Origin of the sequence: Ketobacter sp. MCCC 1A13808, from assembly GCF_009746715.1 — a bacterium.
GTDB lineage: Bacteria > Pseudomonadota > Gammaproteobacteria > Pseudomonadales > Ketobacteraceae > Ketobacter.
Genome location: NZ_VRKW01000002.1, coordinates 377363 through 396057, shown reverse-complemented (window position 1 = coordinate 396057; position 18695 = coordinate 377363). Strand labels below are relative to the sequence as shown.

Here is an 18695-nt window from a genome sequence, read left to right as displayed (position 1 = left end):
CGGTGGCAGTTCGCGTCCGTCCACGTGATCGTTGCCCAGATCCGAGCGTGCCCGGATCGCCAATATCAGCACGAAGGCGGTCATGGCAAAACCGATCACGATGGCAGTCAGGACCAGTGCCTGTGGTAATGGGTCGGCATAATCCTGGCTGTGGCCAACGATGGCCGCTCCGTTTACGGTTAAACGCCCGCTGGCGAATAGAAACAGATTCACTGCGTAGGATAATAATGTCAGCCCCAGAATCACCGGAAAAGTTTGTGCCCGTAACATCAAATAAATACCGGCTGTGGTTAGCACGCCCACGCTCATGGCAAAAGTAAATTCCATCAGTCATCTCCTGCCTTGAGGCGCTCACTGGTGGTGAGTTTACCCAAATTAGCCAGGATCAGCAGTGTCGCGCCGATCACCGTCAGATACACTCCGAAATCAAACACCATGGCACTGGCCAGTTCAAACTCACCGACCAGCGGCAGGTGATAATGATCAAACCAGGTGGTCAGGAAGTTGCGGCCAAAAGCCCAGCTCCCCAGCCCGGACAGAGTGGCGATAAACAAGCCGCTGGCAATCAGACCCAGATAATTGATGGGCATACGCTCCTTCATCCACACTACGCCATGAGCTACGTATTGCTGGATCAGGGCAATGGCGGTGATCAGGCCGGCAATGAAACCACCCCCCGGCATGTTATGACCGCGCAGGAAAATATAGGCGGACACCAGTAACGCCAGTGGTAACAAGCTCTGCGAGACCACGGCCAAGAGGAAGGGGTGGCGTTCCTTAGACCAGCGATAGCCTTTATTATCCGCGGAGGGCATATACAACAGGATTTGTGCCAGCAACTTATAAATGCCCAGGGCGGCGATGCCCAGCACGGTGATTTCACCCAACGTATCAAAACCGCGAAAATCCACCAGAATCACATTCACCACATTGGTCCCGCCACCGCCGGATTTACTGTTTGCGACGAAGTAATCTGAAATGCTGTCCAATGGCCGGGTCAACATGGCATAGCAGATAGTGCCGATGACGCTGCCAAACAGGGCCGCCACGCTGAAGTCGCGGACAATGGTAGTCAGATTGCTGTCAATGACGGGACTTTTTTGCGGCAAAAAGAACAGGGCCAACAGAAATAATAGGATGGTCACGACTTCCACAGAGAGCTGGGTCAGGGCCAGGTCCGGTGCCGAAAAATAGGCGAATGCGATGGATACAATCAAACCTACGACAGACAAGGCAATCAGGGCGACCAGTCGTAAATGGCTCCACCACAAGGTGACGAACGTCGCCGCAACCATCAAGCCGGCACAGAACCCCACCACCCAGTTAATTGGCAATTGGGGGTGGGTTCCGATGGCGTCCAGCAGATCGAACAAGGGGGCTGCGCTTACAACCAGCGCCAGCAGTATCAACAAAAACATAGAGCGTTGTAATGAACCGTTGTCCAGCCATTTATGCAGCGTGGTTACCCGGGCAATCAGTTTTTGCACTTGTTCTTCGAACATGTACTTGGCATCCCGGTCGGCGAACTGCATCTGAAAACCGAATAGATGGCGGCGGTTGATATATAAAGTCAGGCCGCCTAATACCGCCAATGCGCTCATCAACAGGGGAAAATTAAAACCGTGCCAGATCGCCAGGCTGAAGACCGGCAAATCCGCTTGTAACACCGCAGCGGATGCCGCAGCCAACAGGTCACCCACCATAAAATGCGGAAAAATCCCCACCAGTAAACACACCACCACCAGCACTTCAACCGGTACCCGCATATAGCGTGGCGGCTCATGGGGGGTTTTTGGTAAATCGATAGGCTCGCCATTAAAGAATACGTCGTGCATAAAACGCAGGGAATAGGCTACGGCAAACGCGCCACCGGCTGTCGTCAGCAAGGGGATCCACCAGGAAAGTGCGCCCAGCGTGGACTGGTTCAGGGTTTCGGTGAAAAGCATTTCTTTGGAAAGGAATCCGTTCAGTAACGGAACGCCGGCCATGGAGGAAGCGGCCACCATCGCCAGGGTGGCCGTATAGGGCATGTATTTCCATAGTCCGTTTAATTTGCGCATATCCCGCGTGCCCGACTCATGGTCAATAATGCCGGCGGCCATAAACAAGGAAGCCTTGAACACAGCGTGGTTAATAATATGGAACACGGCGGCGACGGCAGCCAGTCGCGTGCCCAAGCCGAATAACAAGGTGATCAGCCCCAGATGGCTGACCGTGGAATAGGCCAACAAGCCTTTCAGGTCGTGCTTGAACAGGGCGATATAGGCGCCCAATAACATGGTTGCCATACCGGTCAGCGACACCGCCACAAACCAGGCTTCGGTATCGGCCAGCACAGGATAAAAGCGTGCCAGCAAGAACACACCGGCTTTCACCATCGTGGCGGAATGCAAATAGGCCGACACGGGGGTGGGGGCCGCCATGGCGTGGGGCAGCCAGAACTGGAACGGAAACTGCGCCGACTTGGTAAACGCGCCCAGCAAAAACAGTGTCAGAATCACCGGGTAGTGCTCGCTATTGCGCAGTACATCACCCATGGCAAGAATTTCCCGTAATTCATAGGTGCCGGCCACATGCCCGATCATTAACAATGCCCCCAGCAGCGCCAGGCCGCCAGCACCGGTAACGGTTAACGCCATGCGCGCCCCTTTACGGGCTTCACTCTTATGCCACCAGAAACTGATCAGCAGGAACGAGCTGATGCTGGTCAGCTCCCAAAACAACCACAACTGCAACAGGTTGGCGGACAGCACCACTCCCAGCATGGCGGACATAAAGAACAATAAATAGGCATAAAACAGCGCCATATTATCGGACTCGGAGAGGTAGTAGCGCGCATACAAAATAATCAGCAGACCGATTCCCAGGATCAGCAGACAGAACAGAAACGCCAGCCCATCCAGATGCAGGGAAAGATTCAAGCCCAATAGCGGTACCCAGGGGATCGAGAACACCGATACTTCGCCGGAAAACACCTCAGTCGCGTGCTGCAGCAAAATTCCCAGAGCCAAAGCCGGCATCAACGCCGTCAACCAGGCACTCACAGTGCGACCGAACCTGGCAAACAGCACAGGCAACAAGATGCCTGCCAGGGGCAGCAACAGTATCCAAAATACGTTCATACGAGCAAAGGCCTCACCTAAGCGGAATTATTCTTATTGGGCAGCGCGAAAAGATAACATGAAACCAACTAGGGCGTCAGATAGTGATTTTCCGGTAGCTCACGTTGAGTGAGCTTGCCAAAGTATAGATCAGTAAAACAGGTGCTTAAGTTGAGGACTTCCGGCTCCCAGCAGAATGCGGAAGTTGTCATATTAATTTGTTACATAAGCGTTTGTAATGTTTGCATACTCTGTCAAGTCGCAGTACAACGTGCCAGCGCAGGTTGGCAGGCCCACTTCCACCCGTTTTCAGCTAAAGCCCATGCAGTGCGGGGTGCCGCTAAGCGGGCTGCAATCTCGACCGTTTTAATAAGGAAATTGGCAGGGATCGTGCTTAAGCGTGGGGCAGGGAAAGGCGCTCAATGAAGTTGTTTTTTAGAACGGTAAAGGACTATTCATAATGAACCAAAGAATTTTCTCCCGAAGACGCAGGCGCGTTCGTTGCAATGTGCTGGACATAGAAGCATCGGGATTAGGCAGCGACAGCTATCCGATCGAAGTGGGTGTTGTAATGGCCAGCGGTCGCGAATATCAGGCATTGATTAAGCCGGCACCAGAGTGGAAGCACTGGTGTAAAGAAGCAGAAGCGATGCACGGCATTAATTGCGAGGCTCTGGAGACTTACGGGTTAAGTGTCCACGATGTGTGTGCCGAGTTAAACGACTTCTGCCGCGGAGAAACGTTGTATTCAGACTGTTGGACACGAGATTTGCCCTGGATCTTAACGCTGTTTGGTCAGGCGGGTGTTTATCCAGCATTTAAGTGCAGCCCGATTGAAATGGTGCTAAAAGAACACCAGCTATCCGATTGGACGCAGCACAAAAGCAAAATAATAGAAGCGACAGGACTCAGGTCGCATCGTGCATTGAACGACGCAAGAATCATCGCGAAAACGATGAACATGCTGTTGGGTCAGGCGCAAATATCGCGGCCCGCATCGGTCGAAGCAGAGGCTGAAAGTGCCTCCGTGACGAGAGATACTGTCAGGCAGCACTCTGTCGACCGAGTGGCCTGACCGGCCACCGGTCCATAGCGGTTTATAAAGAAATAAACAGCGTGGCGATGGCGTTCAAGCCCTCATATCCATTGCAGGTCTCAATATTGGTGGCTATGAAATTTTGCCTGGTCTTGAAATTTATGATGCGTTTAAAAATTGATTTAGAGAGGATGGGGCGGTATTTCTAGTGGGACTAATCGATTTGCTTTTGTGGCAGCATCTTTAATGTTGTTCGAGCGATAAGCTTACCAATGGGATCCTTTAACCACATTGGTAAAAGCCGAAGCAGACCGAAGAGATAGACTTCCGCCCCGGAGCTAACCCGCGCGCGGTTATGTTGCACTGCCCGGCGTATTTTTCGCGCCAGACCTTCCGGACGCAGTGCCATCTGTGTAACACGATTGGCCTGTGCGCGCGGCAGCCCTACCTGAGGGCCTTCATAGATCTTTGATTTGGTAGTGCCCGGGCGCGCCAGGGTTACACCCACGCCTTTTTGATGCAACTCCCAACGTAATTGCATTGTAAAGCTCTCGACCGCAATCTTCGATGTGGTATACATCGTCATCCCGGGCATTGGAAACAATGCCGCGGCCGATGAAACATTGACGATATGCCCTTCCTTTTTACTAATGAAATACTCTCCGAATACCCTGCTTCCGTACAAAACTCCATTGAGATTGACGTCGATTACCTGCTGCCAGCGCTGAAAGTCCACACTAAAAAGCCCGGCGGCCCGAATTATCCCGGCGTTGTTAATTAATAAGTGGCAATCCCCGAGCGAAGCGAGAGTGTGGTCCAGTAGTCTCTGTATATGTCTAAACTCGCTGACGTTGGTTTCGAAACAAATGCAACGTTGGTTCAATGATGTGATTTTCTCAGCAAGATCTTCCATGCTTTGCACGTCGATATCAGCCAATACGATGTCCATTCCGGCATTGGCCAACTCCATTGCCAGAGCGCTGCCGATACCGCCCGCCGCGCCAGTGATCACGGCAACCTTTCCTGAGAGTTGTTTCATATACTTCCTCTACTTCTGATATCGAAGATCCATTCCACGCAACAGTCAGTGTGTCAAAATCCTCTACACTTGTAATTAAAGAATACTATCGTGACAGAGCCGCAGTGGTTCGAGATCGGGCCTTCTCGTGTGGGTAGATGGAAACGTAGCCCGGTTGATTCCGGGAATGGCAGTGCCAAATCATATGCAGTGTTTCTGCTAGGGATTGATGATGTGAATAGTCCTAGTGAGTTATACAGGTTAATAGTGAGCGTGTCGGGAATGGTCCCAGGTGCGGGCGAGAATGCAGCCTATTTTGTTTATAGCCGTTAGCTTTGCCTAGTGTGCAGCCCTTCAAATAGCGTCCTACCGCCCCTCCAGCAGCGCCTCCCGAATCGAAAAGTAATTCTCAACCCGTTGCCGTTCTATTTTACCGTTCTCAACCGCCTGATGCAGAGCACAGCCCGGCTCCTGCAGATGCCGGCAATCCCGAAACCGGCATTCAAAGCGCCAGGGATCAAAATCCCGAAAACCCTCAATCACTTTATCCGGGTCCAGGTGCCAGAGTCCGAACTCCCGGATCCCCGGCGAATCAATCAGATCGCCACCAAAAGGAAAATGAAACAAGCGGGCATTGGTGGTGGTGTGTCTACCCAGTTTGGAGCCTTCGGACAATGCACCGACCCTGGCGTTGACTCCGGGTAGCAGTGCGTTTACCAGTGAGGTTTTTCCGACACCCGATTGCCCGACAAAGACCGAGGTTTTCTGATCCAGCTCCAATTGCAATTCTGCTAATCCTTGTTCAGTTTTGGCGGAGCATTCCATGACCGGGTATCCGATGTCTCGGTAGGTATTTAACAACGCATCAATCGCCACTTCGTTCATTTCATTCAGCAGGTCGGTTTTATTGAGCAGGATTTTGATCGGGATTTTTTGCAGCTCCGCCGCCACCAAATAGCGATCAATCAGCACACCAGAGGGCGCCGGTTCCGGTGTGACCACCAGGATCATAAAATCGATATTGGCGGCCACCGGTTTGAGGTTACCCCGTGGGTCGGGGCGTGACAGTAGGCTGGTGCGCGGCAGGATAGTTTCAATCACACCGTAGCCGGATTGGCCACGACGCATGACCACGCGATCACCGGTGACCAGTGATCCCAGGTTGGTGCGAAAGTGGCATCGGATGGGGTCGGTGGGTGGTGCCAGTGGTTCCACTTCCACCAGTGTGCCGAAATGGCTGACAATCAGGCCTTCTTCTTCATCACCCAGGTCGTCGCTATCACTTAACTTGCGGGCTTTCTTATCAATCCGGTCCGCTTTTTCCTGCTGAACTTTTTCTATGCGCCAGCTTTGACGACGGGTTAGTTTACGTTTGCTCATGTTGCCCTATTCGGTCCACAATCGGATTCTTGCGCTATTCTACGTTAATAATACGAAGCAAAGTTAAGGATTGTCATGAACGACCGCAAAAACAACCTGATTTGGCTGGATCTGGAGATGACCGGGCTGGATCCGGACCAGGATGTCATAATCGAAATCGCGACCATCGTAACCGATGCCGACCTCAATATTCTGGCTGAAGGTCCGGTGTTTGCCGTGCACCAAAGCGACGATACCCTGGCCGCCATGGATGAATGGTGTACGACACAGCACGGAAAATCCGGACTTACCGAGCGGGTACGTCAGAGTCAGACCGGTGAGGATCAGGCTCAGCTGGCTACTATTGAGTTCCTGTCACAGTGGGTGGACGAGCGAGCTTCCCCCATGTGCGGTAATAGTATTTGTCAGGACCGACGCTTTCTTTATCGATACATGCCCAGGCTGGAAGCGTTCTTCCATTATCGTAATCTGGATGTCAGTACGTTAAAAGAGCTGGCGCGGCGCTGGAAGCCGGACGCGTTGGATGGATTTAAAAAATCCGCCACCCATCTGGCACTGGATGACATCCGCGAGTCGATTGCTGAGTTGAAACATTACCGGCAAACCTTCATTCAGCCCTGATCGTTAGTTGCAAACGCGTTTGGATTAGTGGGCTCTGTGCTGTTGCAGAGCCCATTGCACATGCTCTTGCACCAGTGCGGATGGGTAGTTGGTCCGGGTGCGCAGCGCCTTCAGCACCGCCTCAGAAGTGGGGGCATTACCCAAGCCGATGGCCAGGTTTCTGAGCCATCGTTCGTATCCAATGCGTCGGATTGGTGAGCCTTCGGTACGCGCCAGATAGGTTTGTTCATCCCAGCAGAACAGCTCCACCAGGTCACTGTTCTGCAAGCGGTGGCGGGGGTTAAAGTCGTCTTCAGCGGTGAATTGTGCAAACCGGTTCCAGGGGCATACCAACTGGCAGTCATCACAGCCGAATACCCGGTTTCCCATGGGCTTGCGGTACGCCTCCGGAATGGGGCCGTGCAGTTCTATGGTCAGATAAGAGATGCATTTACGCGCATCCAGTTGATAGGGGGCCACAATGGCCTGGGTCGGACAGACATCAATACAGGCCGAGCAGCTACCGCAATGTTGGGTGACAGGCTGATCCACCGGCAGTGGCAAATCGGTATAGATTTCACCAAGAAAAAACCACGAACCGGCGCTGCGATCCAACAGCAGCGTATGCTTGCCAATCCAGCCTAAGCCGGCCTTTTCTGCCAGGGCTTTCTCCAGCACGGGTGCACTGTCCACAAACGCCCGGTAACCATAAGGGCCGATTTCCTCTTCAATCCTTTTACCCAGCCGGGTCAATCGTTTGCGCATCAGCTTGTGATAATCCCGTCCCAAGGCATAGCGAGAAATATACGCCTTATCAGGATCTTCCAGAATCTGTAGCAGTTCGGTATCCGCTGCCAGATAGTCCATACGTGCGCTGATAACTCGGATCGTGTCTGGCTGCAGTTCGTGGGGGCGGCTGCGTTTGGTGCCGTGGCGGGCCATATATTCCATCTCTCCGTGAAAGCCCTGATCCAGCCATTTCTGCAAATAATGCTCGTGCTGATCCAGCCGTATATCGGCGATTGCGGTTTTTTGAAAACCGAGTTCGCTGCCCCAGAGTTTGATGTTGTTAACGAGTTGCTGATAGTCCAAACGCGAAAAACCTGCGTCACAAGAAAGTGATTTAAGCTGTGGTATAAGAAGGCTCAGCTTACACCAAAAATGGAGTGCATGATGGCCAACGAATCAAGACAGTATACCAGTGAATTGCCCGCGAATTTGTATTATGCCGCCGGGGTTCGTGAATTGGATCGGATCGCAATTGAAGAGCAAGGTATTGCGGGCTTTGAGTTGATGAGCCGGGCGGGGCAGGCGGCCTTTGATGCGCTGCGGGATTTGTGGCCGCAGGCGCGGGAGTTGTGCATTTTCTGCGGAACCGGCAATAACGGGGGCGACGGCTATGTTATTGCGGCGGTGGCAGAAAAGGCAGGCTTCGAAGCCCATTGTGTCCAAGTAGGCGATGTCGAGAAAATACAGGGGGAGGCGCTTATTGCCTTAAACCATGCCAAGGAAGCCGGTGCGTCCTTTGAATCATTCGATCCGGAAAAGCCCTACCGGGGGGACGTTGTCGTGGATGCGCTGTTGGGCACGGGTCTGACCGGATCTGTGCGCGAACTTTACGCGCAGGCGATCGTGGCTATGAATGACAGCGCTTGCCCGATTCTGGCCGTTGATATTCCCTCTGGTCTGTGTGCCGATACGGGAACCTGCCTGGGCTCAACTGCAAAAGCGCAAGCCACCGTTACCTTTATTGCGATGAAGCAAGGTCTGTTAACAGGGCAGGCGCCAGATTATGTGGGTAGCTTGCTGTTCGCCGGGTTGGAGGTGCCCGACGAGGTGCTGCAACAGGTGGCACCCTCCGCCACCTTGCTCAGTAGCCGCGATGTTGAACGCTGGTTACCGCCGCGCTCACGGCTGGCTCATAAAGGCCAGAACGGTCATGTGCTGGTAATAGGGGGAGATAAAGGCATGGGGGGCGCAGTGGCGATGGCCGCCGAAGCGGCGGGCAGGGTTGGCGCTGGGTTGATTTCCGTGGTGACCCGCCCCCAGCATATTTCCCCGATACTGGCGCGACGTCCTGAGTGTATGGTGATCGGCGTGGACGAGGGTGAGGATATTGCCCTTTATTTGGAAAAAGCCGACGTGATTGTGATTGGTCCCGGCATTGGCCAGCAGCCTTGGGGGCAGCAGTTGTTGCGTCAGGCCTTGGCCACCGATAAGCCTCTGGTGCTGGACGCGGATGGGCTAAACCTATTGGCCAGCTGGCACCAGCAAGCGGACGTGATGAGCCAGCGCGTGAATTGGGTGTTAACACCGCATCCTGGGGAAGCGGCACGCCTGTTGGGCAGCTCGGTTGAAGATTTGATGAAAAACCGTTTCGATGCGGTATCAAGCCTGCAGCAGAAATACAGCGCCGCCGTGGTGCTGAAAGGCGCGGGCAGTCTGATAGCGTCACCGCAAGGCGACGTCTCTGTCAGCAATAGCGGTAATCCCGGCATGGCGAGCGGAGGTATGGGGGATGTGTTGAGTGGGGTGATCGGTGGTTTGATAGCCCAGGGGTTAGCGTTGGGTGACGCAGCGGCTTGCGGAGTTTGGGTGCACGGCGCGGCAGCAGACCGGGCTACCGAGCAAACCGGTCAGCGCGGGTTATTGGCAACCGATTTAATGCCACATCTGCGCAGATTGGTGAATCAGGCTGGACGATAGGGGGCAAAAGCGAGCACAATATCCGGCTGCCGAACTTTTCGCCTAACTGGCTATCCCATTTAGTCGAATAGCAAACGAGATGTTTGAGGATGCCCCCTCCCATGATCCTGGATCTGAACAACGAAGCCGACACCCTTGCCCTGGGTAAGCGCCTTGCGCAGGTATTGCGCCAGGGCGGTGTGATCTATCTGCATGGGGATCTGGGGGCAGGCAAGACGACGTTGAGCCGCGGCATTATCCAGGCTCTGGGCCATTCAGGTGCGGTTAAGAGTCCCACCTATACTCTGGTTGAACCATACCAACTGGGCGAATTGACGGTGTTTCATTTCGATCTTTACCGCCTGGAAGATCCGGAAGAGTTGGAGTACATCGGTATCCGGGAATACTTTGACGGCGACGCGATTTGTCTGGTGGAGTGGCCGCAAAGGGGTGGCGCGGGCATCCCCCCGGCGGACCTGAACATCAACCTGATAATGGTCGGAAAGGCACGTCGTGCGGAGCTGGGTTTTGGCACCGCGAGGGGGCAAAGTTTGTTAGGCGAATTAACGAAAATTTGACCAAACGGAAAAAAAAGCCTAAAAAGTGAAATGGGAAAGTAGTTGAAGCTCATGAGGTTAGAGAACAAATTGAACGGGGTATCTAAGAATCTGTTGCAAGCAGCGGTTGTGCTTTGGTTTGTCATCACGGCACCCTGGGCTGCGGCAGCCGAGAAAATCAGCAGCGTACGGGTCTGGAACGCGCCGGACAACACCCGCGTGGTGTTCGATCTGTCCGGTCCGGTCAAGCACCAGTTATTTACCCTGGAAAACCCCAATCGTGTGGTGATTGATATTGCCGGTGCGCAGAAAACCAATGCCCTGGATCTGGTGGAAATAAAAGGCGGGCCATTGGTGAATGTACGCAGTGCGCCACAGGGGAACGGGACGTTGCGGGTGGTGCTGGATCTTGACCGCAAGCTGAATCCGAAAAGCTTTTTGCTCAAGCCGGGCGACCAATATGGCAATCGTCTCGTGATTGACCTGGAAAGCCTTTCCGGCAGAGTGGCGGGCAATTCGGCCGCAGGTAAACCTCAAGCGGCAGCCAAACCCAAACCAACGGTTACTAAATCCTACAGTGGCATTTCCGGTGGCCGCGATATTGTGGTGGCCATTGATGCTGGCCACGGCGGTGAGGACCCCGGCGCGATCGGTGCGAAAGGAACCCGTGAAAAGGACGTTGTGCTACAAATCGCCAGGCGTCTATATAACGTGTTGCAGGCTGAGAAGGGAATTAAGCCGGTGCTGATCCGGAACGGAGATTACTTTTTGCCACTGGCCGCCCGGCGTGATACGGCGCGTAAAAAATACAACTCGGATCTGTTTGTGTCGATACATGCAGATGCCTTCAGTAACCGTAACGCCAAAGGGGCGTCGGTTTTTGCTTTGTCACGCAGCGGAGCAACCAGTACCCTGGCTCGCGTGTTAGCCGAAAAAGAAAACCAGTCCGATGCGATCGGTGGTGTCAATATCGACAATGCGGATGTCATGGTCACCTCGGTTATTTATGATTTGGCAATGGAAGGCAGTATGGAGCACAGCATCAAAGTGGGTTCGCTGGTATTGCGTGAGATGGGTTCCGTTACCCGGCTCCATAAACCCCATCTGGAGCAAGCCGGATTTGCGGTGTTGAAGTCGCCGGACATTCCATCGATTCTGGTGGAAACCGGCTTTATATCAAACCCGGCCGAAGAAAATAACCTGCGTTCCAAAGATCACCAGGTGAAGCTCTCTCGTGCCATCAGTCGCGGTATTATCGCCTATTTCGATCAACACCCCCCTCCCGGTACTTATATCGCAATGCGCAAACAACATTTGCAGGCGACCAGGCACCGCATCACATCAGGTGAAACCCTATCCACCATTGCGGTGCGATACAGGGTCAATCTTGCTTCCTTAATGCAGTATAATGACCTCAATGACAGCGACGTAATCCGCGTCGGTCAGGTATTACGGATTCCGAATTCCTGATAAACCACACCTGATAGCAGCAAAGTGGGTTTTCCTTTGAGCAAAATTATTCGTCTGACGACGCGATTAGCCAACCAGATCGCCGCTGGTGAGGTAGTAGAACGTCCGGCTTCGGTGGTGAAAGAGCTACTTGAAAACAGTCTTGATGCCCAGGCTACCCGGTTGGATGTGGACGTAGAGCAGGGCGGAGTCAAGTTACTGCGCATTCGCGATAACGGCCTGGGCGTGAATGAAGCTGACCTTCCGCTCACCATAGCCCGTCACGCCACCAGTAAAATTCACGAGCTGGAAGATCTGGAAGGGGTGACCACACTGGGCTTTCGTGGTGAAGCCTTGGCCAGCATCAGTTCGGTCTCCCGCCTTAGTCTGACGTCCAGCGATAACCAATCCGGCGCAGGTTGGTGCGTGCAGGCAGAAGGGCGGGACATGGAGGCGGTCTTGCTTCCAGCCGCCCATCCTCAGGGTACCACGGTCGAGGTGAGGGATTTATTCTTTAATACCCCGGCCCGACGCAAATTCCTGCGTACCGAAAAAACCGAATTCAGCCATTTGGAAGAAATCGTTAAACGTTTGGCGCTAAGCCATTTCGATGTGGGATTTACGTTACGCCATAATCAGCGGGTGGTGCATGCGCTGCGTTCCGCCACCACCGAGGCAGAACAGGATCGCCGGGTGGCGACTTTGTGCGGTCCTAATTTTATAGAAAGTGCGGTGCGTATTGATACGCAAACGGACGAACTTAGGTTGTGGGGCTGGATGGGGTTGCCGACGTTTTCCCGCAGCCAGGCCGACCTGCAGTATTTTTTTGTGAATGGCCGCAGCGTAAAGGACAAAGTCGTTAATCACGCGGTGCGGCAGGCTTATCGTGATGTCATGTATCACGGTCGGCATGCGGCGTTTGTGCTGTATCTGGAACTCGATCCAAAAGGGGTGGATGTCAATGTGCATCCCACCAAACACGAAGTGCGGTTTCGCGAAAGCCGGCAGGTTCACGATTTTTTGTATCGCAGTTTGCACCGGGCCATTGCGGAAATGTCCCCTGCGGACAGTCAGCCGGTAAATCAGACGAGGACCGATTCCGGTTTTAATCCGGCCTCCGCTGCAGCTGCGCCGTCGGCCTTGCATCCGTTCAATGCGTCGCCGGGTTTGGCGGTCGGGTCTGGAGAATTCCGCCACCAGAACAATTTGCAATTCACTCAACCCAAATCCACTTTCGGCGAACGCCAGGTGGCGGACACCATGCAGGTCTACGCCGATCTGCATACGCCAGCCAAATCAGCTAGCCCGATGGCGGAGCATGAGGCAGGCGAAACACCACCATTGGGATTTGCCATTGCGCAATTGCACGGAATTTATATTCTGTCGCAGAACCAGCATGGATTGGTGGTGGTTGATATGCACGCGGCTCACGAACGCATCACCTATGAACGTCTTAAATCCAGTTGGCAGGATGAGAAAATCCGTTCACAACCATTATTGGTTCCGCTGAGTATGGCGGTCAGCAGTCGCGAAGCGGACTTCGCAGAGGAACACCTTGGGCTGTTTCAGAAATTAGGGTTTTTGATCCAACGCATGGGGCCGGAAACCTTATTAGTGCGCGAGGTTCCTATTTTGTTGCGGGATGCCGACGTCGAAACCCTGGTGCGGGATGTGCTGTCGGATATTGTGACCCATGGCAGCAGTGACCGGGTCGAGCAATCGCTTAACGAGCTGCTCTCTACTATGGCGTGCCATGGCTCAGTCCGGGCGAATCGCAAACTCACACTACCCGAAATGAACGCATTATTACGCGATATGGAAGTCACTGAACGCAGCGGCCAATGTAATCATGGCCGGCCTACTTGGACGCAAATGTCGTTGTCGGAACTGGATAAACTGTTTCTGCGGGGGCGATAATAGTGAAGCCGCCGTGCATATTTTTGATGGGCCCGACGGCGTCCGGTAAAACCGCGCTGGCGGTGGAGCTGGTAAAGCACTTTCCCATGGACATCATCAGTGTAGACTCCGCCTTGATTTACAAAGGCATGGACATCGGCACCGCAAAACCGGATGCGGGCACCCTGGCTGCGGCACCGCATCGTTTAATCAGTTTTTTAGACCCGGCGGAAACCTATTCTGCCGCGGATTTCCGCCGCGATGCGTTGCAGGATATGCAACAGATAACGGAGCAGGGCCGAATTCCGTTGTTGGTGGGCGGCACCATGATGTATTTCAAAGTGCTGCACCAAGGTATTGCTGAGCTGCCGGCGGCAGACCCGCAGATTCGGCAGCAGCTATTAGATCAAGCGCAACAGCAGGGGTGGGCCGCCATGCACAAAGAGCTGGTTGCGGTCGATCCGCAAGCGGCAGCGCGTATTCACCCGAATGATCCGCAACGACTGCAGCGGGCGCTGGAAGTATACCGGGCTACCGGGAGAACGCTGACCCAGTGGCAGCAAGGTCAGAAAGGCAAAAATGGTGACCAAAGCTGGGGTGGGGCGCAGGAACAATTCCCATACAGGGTGGTCAATATAGCGGTCTGTCCTCTGCAGCGGAGTGTTTTGCATCAGCGCATCGAAGTCCGTTTTCGCGAGATGTTGGCGCAAGGTTTTTATGAGGAAGTCAGGGCACTTTATAATCGTGGTGACCTGCACCCGGACCTGCCTTCAATGAGGGCAGTCGGTTATCGTCAGATGTGGGATTGTCTGGATGGTAAATTAAGCTACGCTGAAATGGAGGAGCGAGGGATTATCGCAACTCGTCAGCTTGCGAAACGGCAGATTACCTGGTTACGGGGTTGGAACGACTTACATTGGTTGGATAGTCTTGATCCAGAATTATTCGAAAATGTCTTGAAAATTCTGCTATTGAACGACATCCTATGTAAGCCGACGTTTTCTCGTTAAACGTGTTTTGCATGTTTGCTTTTTGATCTTTTAGCCCGATTTTGGGCCAACACAAGGAGACTATTTATGTCTAAAGGGCATAGTCTACAAGACCCTTTTCTAAACGCTCTACGCAAGGAGCGGATCCCCGTTTCTATCTTTCTGGTAAATGGCATCAAATTACAGGGCCAGGTTGAATCCTTCGATCAGTATGTCGTCTTGCTTCGTAATACAGTTAATCAAATGGTGTATAAACACGCTATTTCGACTGTCGTACCAGCAAGAAATCCACGCGCCCATGGTGGGCCCACCGAGCGTGGCAATGGTATTGAAGGTGGCAACAGCGATATTTAAGCGCTGTTCCCTGCCTTTCCCTTCGGTAACATCATCAAACTTGGCTGTTGCCCCCAACGCATCAGGCAAGTTTGATTTCGTGCGTGATTTTTTCGCCATACCGCTATCAGAGTCTCTTTTGATGAGCAAGACTCTGCCAACCTTTCAGGAAAACAGAACACTGGTATATGGAATCGTTATTTGACCGCCCCCAAAGCGGAGAGCGGGCTGTACTGGTGCACATTGAATTCCCCCAGGAAAGCCAATGTGAAGACTTGCAGGAATTCGAGATGCTGGTGGACTCCGCCGGTGCCCAGCGCCTTGGTGTTGTCAAGGCTTCCCGGTCGGCCCCTAACCCCCGTCTTTTTATCGGCACCGGAAAAGTGGAAGAGCTGGCCAAGCTGGTAGCTGAATTTGAAGCCGATATTGTTATTTTCAATCACGCCCTGGGACCCACTCAGGAGCGCAACCTGGAAAAAGAGTTGTGCTGCCGGGTGTTAGACCGCACCGGATTAATCCTGGATATCTTTGCGCAGCGCGCCCGTACTCATGAAGGCAAGCTGCAGGTTGAGCTGGCCCAGTTGGAGCACCTTTCTACCCGCCTGGTGCGGGGCTGGACACACTTGGAGCGTCAAAAGGGCGGGATCGGTTTACGAGGGCCGGGTGAAACCCAGCTTGAAACCGACCGCCGGTTACTGCGGGCCCGGGTAAAACATATTCGCGAACGGCTGGTTAAGGTACGTAAACAGCGTGATCAGGGGCGGCGTGCGCGTAAGCGGGCGGAAATGCCCACGGTGTCGTTGGTCGGGTATACCAACGCCGGCAAATCTACCTTATTTAACCGTCTGACTGAAGCGGATGTCTATGCCGCCGATCAGCTTTTCGCAACGCTGGATCCAACATTGCGCCGTATCGAGGTGCCGGACCTGGGGGCCGTGATTCTGGCGGATACGGTGGGCTTTATCCGGCATTTGCCGCACAAATTAGTGGAGGCTTTCCGGGCCACGCTGGAAGAAAGCCGGGAAGCGGACTTTCTGCTGCATATCGTAGACGCGTGTTCTGATGAGCGGGAGGATAATATCTTCCAGGTCAACGAAGTGCTGCACGAAATACAAGCAGATCAGGTGCCTCATGTGATGATTTATAACAAAATCGATTTGATGGGGGATTTTGCGCCGCGCATCGACCGGGATGACGATGGTATTGCCAGGGCAGTCTGGTTGTCGGCGCAAACGGGTGCCGGTACTGAAATGTTGCATCAGGTGTTGAATGAACGCCTCGGCAAAAGTATGGTGGAGAGCACTTTGTGCCTGCCGCCTTCTTTATCCGCTGTGCGTGCACATTGTTATGGCTTGAAAGCCGTGCAGGGTGAAACAGCCGATGTGGCCGGTAACACGCTGTTGCAGGTAAGAATGCCACGAAAAGCGTGGGCGCAAATGTTAAAGCGCTTTGACCTTAATGAAGAAATGATGGCGCAGGACGGAGCAGAGTTGCGAAATTAACTCTATCCGGAATAATAAACCTACTATAACGTTTTGAGATGCAATAACATTTCCCCAGCTAAAAAACGAAAACGGAGCACTATATGGCTTGGAATGAGCCCGGTGGCGGGCGCAATAATCAAGATCCATGGCGAGGTCGCGATGGTCGCGGGCAGTCGGATCTGGATGACGTAATTAAAAAGTTGCAGGATCGCTTTGGCGGCATGATGGGTGGCGGCTCAGGCAAAGACAGCGGTGGATTTGGGTTGCTGGGATTGATCATCGCCATTGCATTGGTCATCTGGTTTGTCGCTGGGCTGTATCGGGTCGAGCAGGCAGAAGAAGCGGTGGTGCTGCGTTTTGGTAAATACCACGACACCGTCAACGCCGGTTTACATTGGAATCCCTGGGGCATTGATATTGTCCATAAAGTGGATGTGAATCAGCGTGAAACGATGCCGGTGCGGGCGACCATGCTGACCGAAGATCAAAACATCGTGGATATCGATCTTCAGGTTCAATACGTGGTGACGGACTCCAAAGCCTTTTTCCTCGAATCCAGCAATCCCATTGATTCTTTGCGCAATTCGGTCGAATCCGCATTAAGGCATGTGGTCGGTGGCAGCGAAATGGATCGTGTGCTGACGGATGGCCGTGAGGCCATCGCAGTAGAAGTGCATCAACGTCTGCAAGAATATCTGGATCGCTACAAAACCGGGCTCAAAGTCGACAAGCTCAACATCGAAGATGCGCATCCGCCAAAAGATGTCAAAGCCGCTTTTGATGATGTTATTAAAGCGAAAGAAGACGAAGAGCGGGTCAAGAACGAAGCGCAGGCTTACGCCAACCAAATCGTACCGGAAGCACGAGGTGACGGTCAGCGCATGATTGAAGAGGCCAATGCTTATAAAGCCGAGGTGGTGGAGCGTGCCAAGGGTCAGGCCAATCGCTTTGACAATCTGTATTCAGCCTATAAATTAGCGCCTGAGGTGACTCGGCGTCGTATGTATATTGAATCCATGGAGCAGGTGTTGGGTAACACATCCAAAGTGCTGATGGATACGCAGGGTGGAAACAACATGGTGTATCTGCCCATTGATAAAATTCTGGAACAAAACAAGCGTGGCTCCGGCAAGGCAACATCCGGCGATAGCTCTGCACAACAGTCCGCATCCAGCAGTCGTCAGAAACCTGCGGATACGGTGCGAGGCTTGGAGCGCTTGCGCCAGTCCCGTGAAAACCGATGGGAGGGCCGGTAATGAATAATAAGAGTATGACATTGTTATTAGTCCTGGCTTTGATTGCGCTTTTGGTTTCCGGCACTTTATTTACAGTGAAGGAAAGTGAGCGCGGTGTTTTGCTGAAGTTTGGTGAAGTGGTACGGGAAGACCTCAAGCCCGGGCTGCACTTTAAAATGCCGTTGATCCATGAGCCCAGAGTATTTGATGGCCGCATTCGCGTTATGGAAATGCGTCAGGAAGAGTATCTGACCCAGGAGAAAAAGCGTCTGATCGTGGATTCCTATGTCATGTGGCGAATTCAGGATGTGAAACAGTTCTTTATTGCGACCGGTGGCGGTTTGGAGCAGCGTGTGAATCTGCTGTTGGGGCCACGTGTTAATGAGGGGCTGCGTAATCAGTTTGGTGAGCGCACCGTGTACGAAGTGGTCGCCGGTGAACGCGAAGAGCTGGTTGTGGATCTGACCGAGTCAATCGACAAAAAAGCGAAGGAAAATCTGGGAATTGACGTGGTTGAGATCCGGGTCAAGCGGATCGAGCTGCCGGCAGCGGTGAGCGGATCGGTGTATGACCGGATGCGGGCTGAGCGGGAGCGGGAAGCGCGTAGTCATCGTGCCCGTGGTAATGAGCTGGCGGAAGGCATAAAAGCAGCAGCGGATCGTGAACGCACCGAGATTATTGCTGGTGCCTACCGTCAGGCGGAAGAGCTACGCGGTGCCGGTGACGCGGAAGCGGCTACCATCTACGCCAAAGCCTACAATAAAGACCCTGATTTCTTTGCGTTTTCCAGATCCATGGACGCCTACCGGGGTGTATTCAGTAGTAAAGACGATCTGATTCTGGTGAGTCCGGAAGGGGAGTTTTTCGAGTATATGAAAAAAGAGTAAACACGCAGTCGGGTCCAATTAATCTTTAACTCCGACATTGGATGC

The 18695-nt window shown here is 53.3% G+C and carries 15 protein-coding genes and 1 pseudogene; 11 read left to right on the top strand and 5 right to left on the bottom strand.

The features are described from left to right. Positions 1–12: 12 nt before the first annotated feature. A pseudogene (locus FT643_RS05655) lies at positions 13–327 on the bottom strand (Na+/H+ antiporter subunit C); the annotation flags it as partial. Continuing rightward, a complete protein-coding gene (locus FT643_RS05650; RefSeq protein ID WP_156870056.1) occupies positions 327–3122 on the bottom strand; it encodes a monovalent cation/H+ antiporter subunit A in 2796 nt (931 codons plus the stop codon). The gene FT643_RS05650 and the pseudogene FT643_RS05655, both read right to left, overlap by 1 nt. 439 nt (positions 3123–3561) lie before the next feature. Between FT643_RS05650 and FT643_RS05645 the strand changes: the two genes are divergently transcribed. After that, positions 3562–4176 (top strand): 3'-5' exonuclease family protein, encoded by a 615-nt coding sequence (locus tag FT643_RS05645; RefSeq protein WP_198043347.1) that lies wholly within the window; start codon positions 3562–3564, stop codon positions 4174–4176. 175 nt (positions 4177–4351) lie between these two features. Here the strand turns inward: FT643_RS05645 and FT643_RS05640 are convergent, their stop codons facing one another. Together FT643_RS05640 and rsgA are read right to left on the bottom strand one after the other, a co-directional pair. Beyond that, a complete protein-coding gene (locus tag FT643_RS05640) occupies positions 4352–5176 on the bottom strand; it encodes an SDR family NAD(P)-dependent oxidoreductase (RefSeq protein ID WP_156870054.1) in 825 nt (274 codons plus the stop codon). Between the two features lie 345 nt (positions 5177–5521). After that, positions 5522–6535: a small ribosomal subunit biogenesis GTPase RsgA gene (gene rsgA / locus FT643_RS05635; protein ID WP_156870052.1), complete on the bottom strand. Its 1014-nt coding sequence runs from the start codon at positions 6533–6535 to the stop codon at positions 5522–5524. Positions 6536–6610: 75 nt separating this feature from the next. On the opposite strand from rsgA, the gene orn reads away from it, so the two are divergent. Beyond that, positions 6611–7156 carry an oligoribonuclease gene (gene orn, locus FT643_RS05630; protein ID WP_156870050.1) on the top strand — a complete coding sequence of 182 codons (546 nt, stop codon included), beginning with the start codon at positions 6611–6613 and terminating at the stop codon, positions 7154–7156. Positions 7157–7180: 24 nt separating this feature from the next. On the opposite strand, the gene queG is transcribed toward orn, so the two are convergent. After that, positions 7181–8227 carry a tRNA epoxyqueuosine(34) reductase QueG gene (gene queG, locus FT643_RS05625; protein ID WP_156870048.1) on the bottom strand — a complete coding sequence of 349 codons (1047 nt, stop codon included), beginning with the start codon at positions 8225–8227 and terminating at the stop codon, positions 7181–7183. Between the two features lie 81 nt (positions 8228–8308). On the opposite strand from queG, the gene FT643_RS05620 reads away from it, so the two are divergent. The 9 genes from FT643_RS05620 (at position 8309) to hflC (ending at position 18650) form a co-directional block, all read left to right on the top strand. Continuing rightward, complete coding sequence (locus FT643_RS05620) at positions 8309–9841, top strand: NAD(P)H-hydrate dehydratase (protein ID WP_156870564.1); 1533 nt, start codon at positions 8309–8311, stop codon at positions 9839–9841. Between the two features lie 101 nt (positions 9842–9942). Further along, the gene (gene tsaE, locus FT643_RS05615; RefSeq protein ID WP_156870046.1) at positions 9943–10398 is read left to right on the top strand and encodes a tRNA (adenosine(37)-N6)-threonylcarbamoyltransferase complex ATPase subunit type 1 TsaE; all 456 of its coding nucleotides are present in this window, start codon (positions 9943–9945) and stop codon (positions 10396–10398) included. Between the two features lie 51 nt (positions 10399–10449). Then, the gene (locus FT643_RS05610) at positions 10450–11847 is read left to right on the top strand and encodes an N-acetylmuramoyl-L-alanine amidase (protein WP_156870044.1); all 1398 of its coding nucleotides are present in this window, start codon (positions 10450–10452) and stop codon (positions 11845–11847) included. A 36-nt stretch (positions 11848–11883) separates the two neighbouring features. Further along, positions 11884–13743, top strand: a complete 1860-nt coding sequence (mutL, locus tag FT643_RS05605; RefSeq protein ID WP_156870042.1) for a DNA mismatch repair endonuclease MutL — start codon at positions 11884–11886, stop codon at positions 13741–13743. Between the two features lie 26 nt (positions 13744–13769). Beyond that, complete coding sequence (gene miaA, locus FT643_RS05600; protein WP_156870562.1) at positions 13770–14732, top strand: tRNA (adenosine(37)-N6)-dimethylallyltransferase MiaA; 963 nt, start codon at positions 13770–13772, stop codon at positions 14730–14732. 66 nt (positions 14733–14798) lie between these two features. Next, entirely contained in the window at positions 14799–15065 is a 267-nt protein-coding gene (hfq, locus tag FT643_RS05595) for an RNA chaperone Hfq (RefSeq protein ID WP_156870040.1), read from the top strand. A gap of 167 nt (positions 15066–15232) precedes the next feature. Then, positions 15233–16546, top strand: a complete 1314-nt coding sequence (gene hflX, locus FT643_RS05590; protein ID WP_156870037.1) for a ribosome rescue GTPase HflX — start codon at positions 15233–15235, stop codon at positions 16544–16546. Between the two features lie 83 nt (positions 16547–16629). After that, entirely contained in the window at positions 16630–17784 is a 1155-nt protein-coding gene (hflK, locus tag FT643_RS05585) for an FtsH protease activity modulator HflK (RefSeq protein ID WP_156870035.1), read from the top strand. After that, a complete protein-coding gene (gene hflC / locus FT643_RS05580) occupies positions 17784–18650 on the top strand; it encodes a protease modulator HflC (RefSeq protein ID WP_156870033.1) in 867 nt (288 codons plus the stop codon). The genes hflK and hflC overlap by 1 nt, the downstream gene beginning before the upstream one ends. Positions 18651–18695: the final 45 nt, after the last annotated feature.

Bases quoted from the DNA above. Each gene is read 5' to 3' on its own strand.
- hflC (WP_156870033.1), top strand. From the start codon at position 17,784: ATGAATAATAAGAGTATGACATTGTTATTAGTCCTGGCTTTGATTGCG.
- hflK (WP_156870035.1), top strand. From the start codon at position 16,630: ATGGCTTGGAATGAGCCCGGTGGCGGGCGCAATAATCAAGATCCATGG.
- FT643_RS05610 (WP_156870044.1), top strand. From the start codon at position 10,450: ATGAGGTTAGAGAACAAATTGAACGGGGTATCTAAGAATCTGTTGCAA.
- rsgA (WP_156870052.1), bottom strand. From the start codon at position 6,535: ATGAGCAAACGTAAACTAACCCGTCGTCAAAGCTGGCGCATAGAAAAA.
- FT643_RS05640 (WP_156870054.1), bottom strand. From the start codon at position 5,176: ATGAAACAACTCTCAGGAAAGGTTGCCGTGATCACTGGCGCGGCGGGC.
- FT643_RS05645 (WP_198043347.1), top strand. From the start codon at position 3,562: ATGAACCAAAGAATTTTCTCCCGAAGACGCAGGCGCGTTCGTTGCAAT.
- tsaE (WP_156870046.1), top strand. From the start codon at position 9,943: ATGATCCTGGATCTGAACAACGAAGCCGACACCCTTGCCCTGGGTAAG.
- miaA (WP_156870562.1), top strand. From the start codon at position 13,770: ATGGGCCCGACGGCGTCCGGTAAAACCGCGCTGGCGGTGGAGCTGGTA.
- FT643_RS05620 (WP_156870564.1), top strand. From the start codon at position 8,309: ATGGCCAACGAATCAAGACAGTATACCAGTGAATTGCCCGCGAATTTG.
- orn (WP_156870050.1), top strand. From the start codon at position 6,611: ATGAACGACCGCAAAAACAACCTGATTTGGCTGGATCTGGAGATGACC.
- hfq (WP_156870040.1), top strand. From the start codon at position 14,799: ATGTCTAAAGGGCATAGTCTACAAGACCCTTTTCTAAACGCTCTACGC.
- hflX (WP_156870037.1), top strand. From the start codon at position 15,233: ATGGAATCGTTATTTGACCGCCCCCAAAGCGGAGAGCGGGCTGTACTG.
- FT643_RS05650 (WP_156870056.1), bottom strand. From the start codon at position 3,122: ATGAACGTATTTTGGATACTGTTGCTGCCCCTGGCAGGCATCTTGTTG.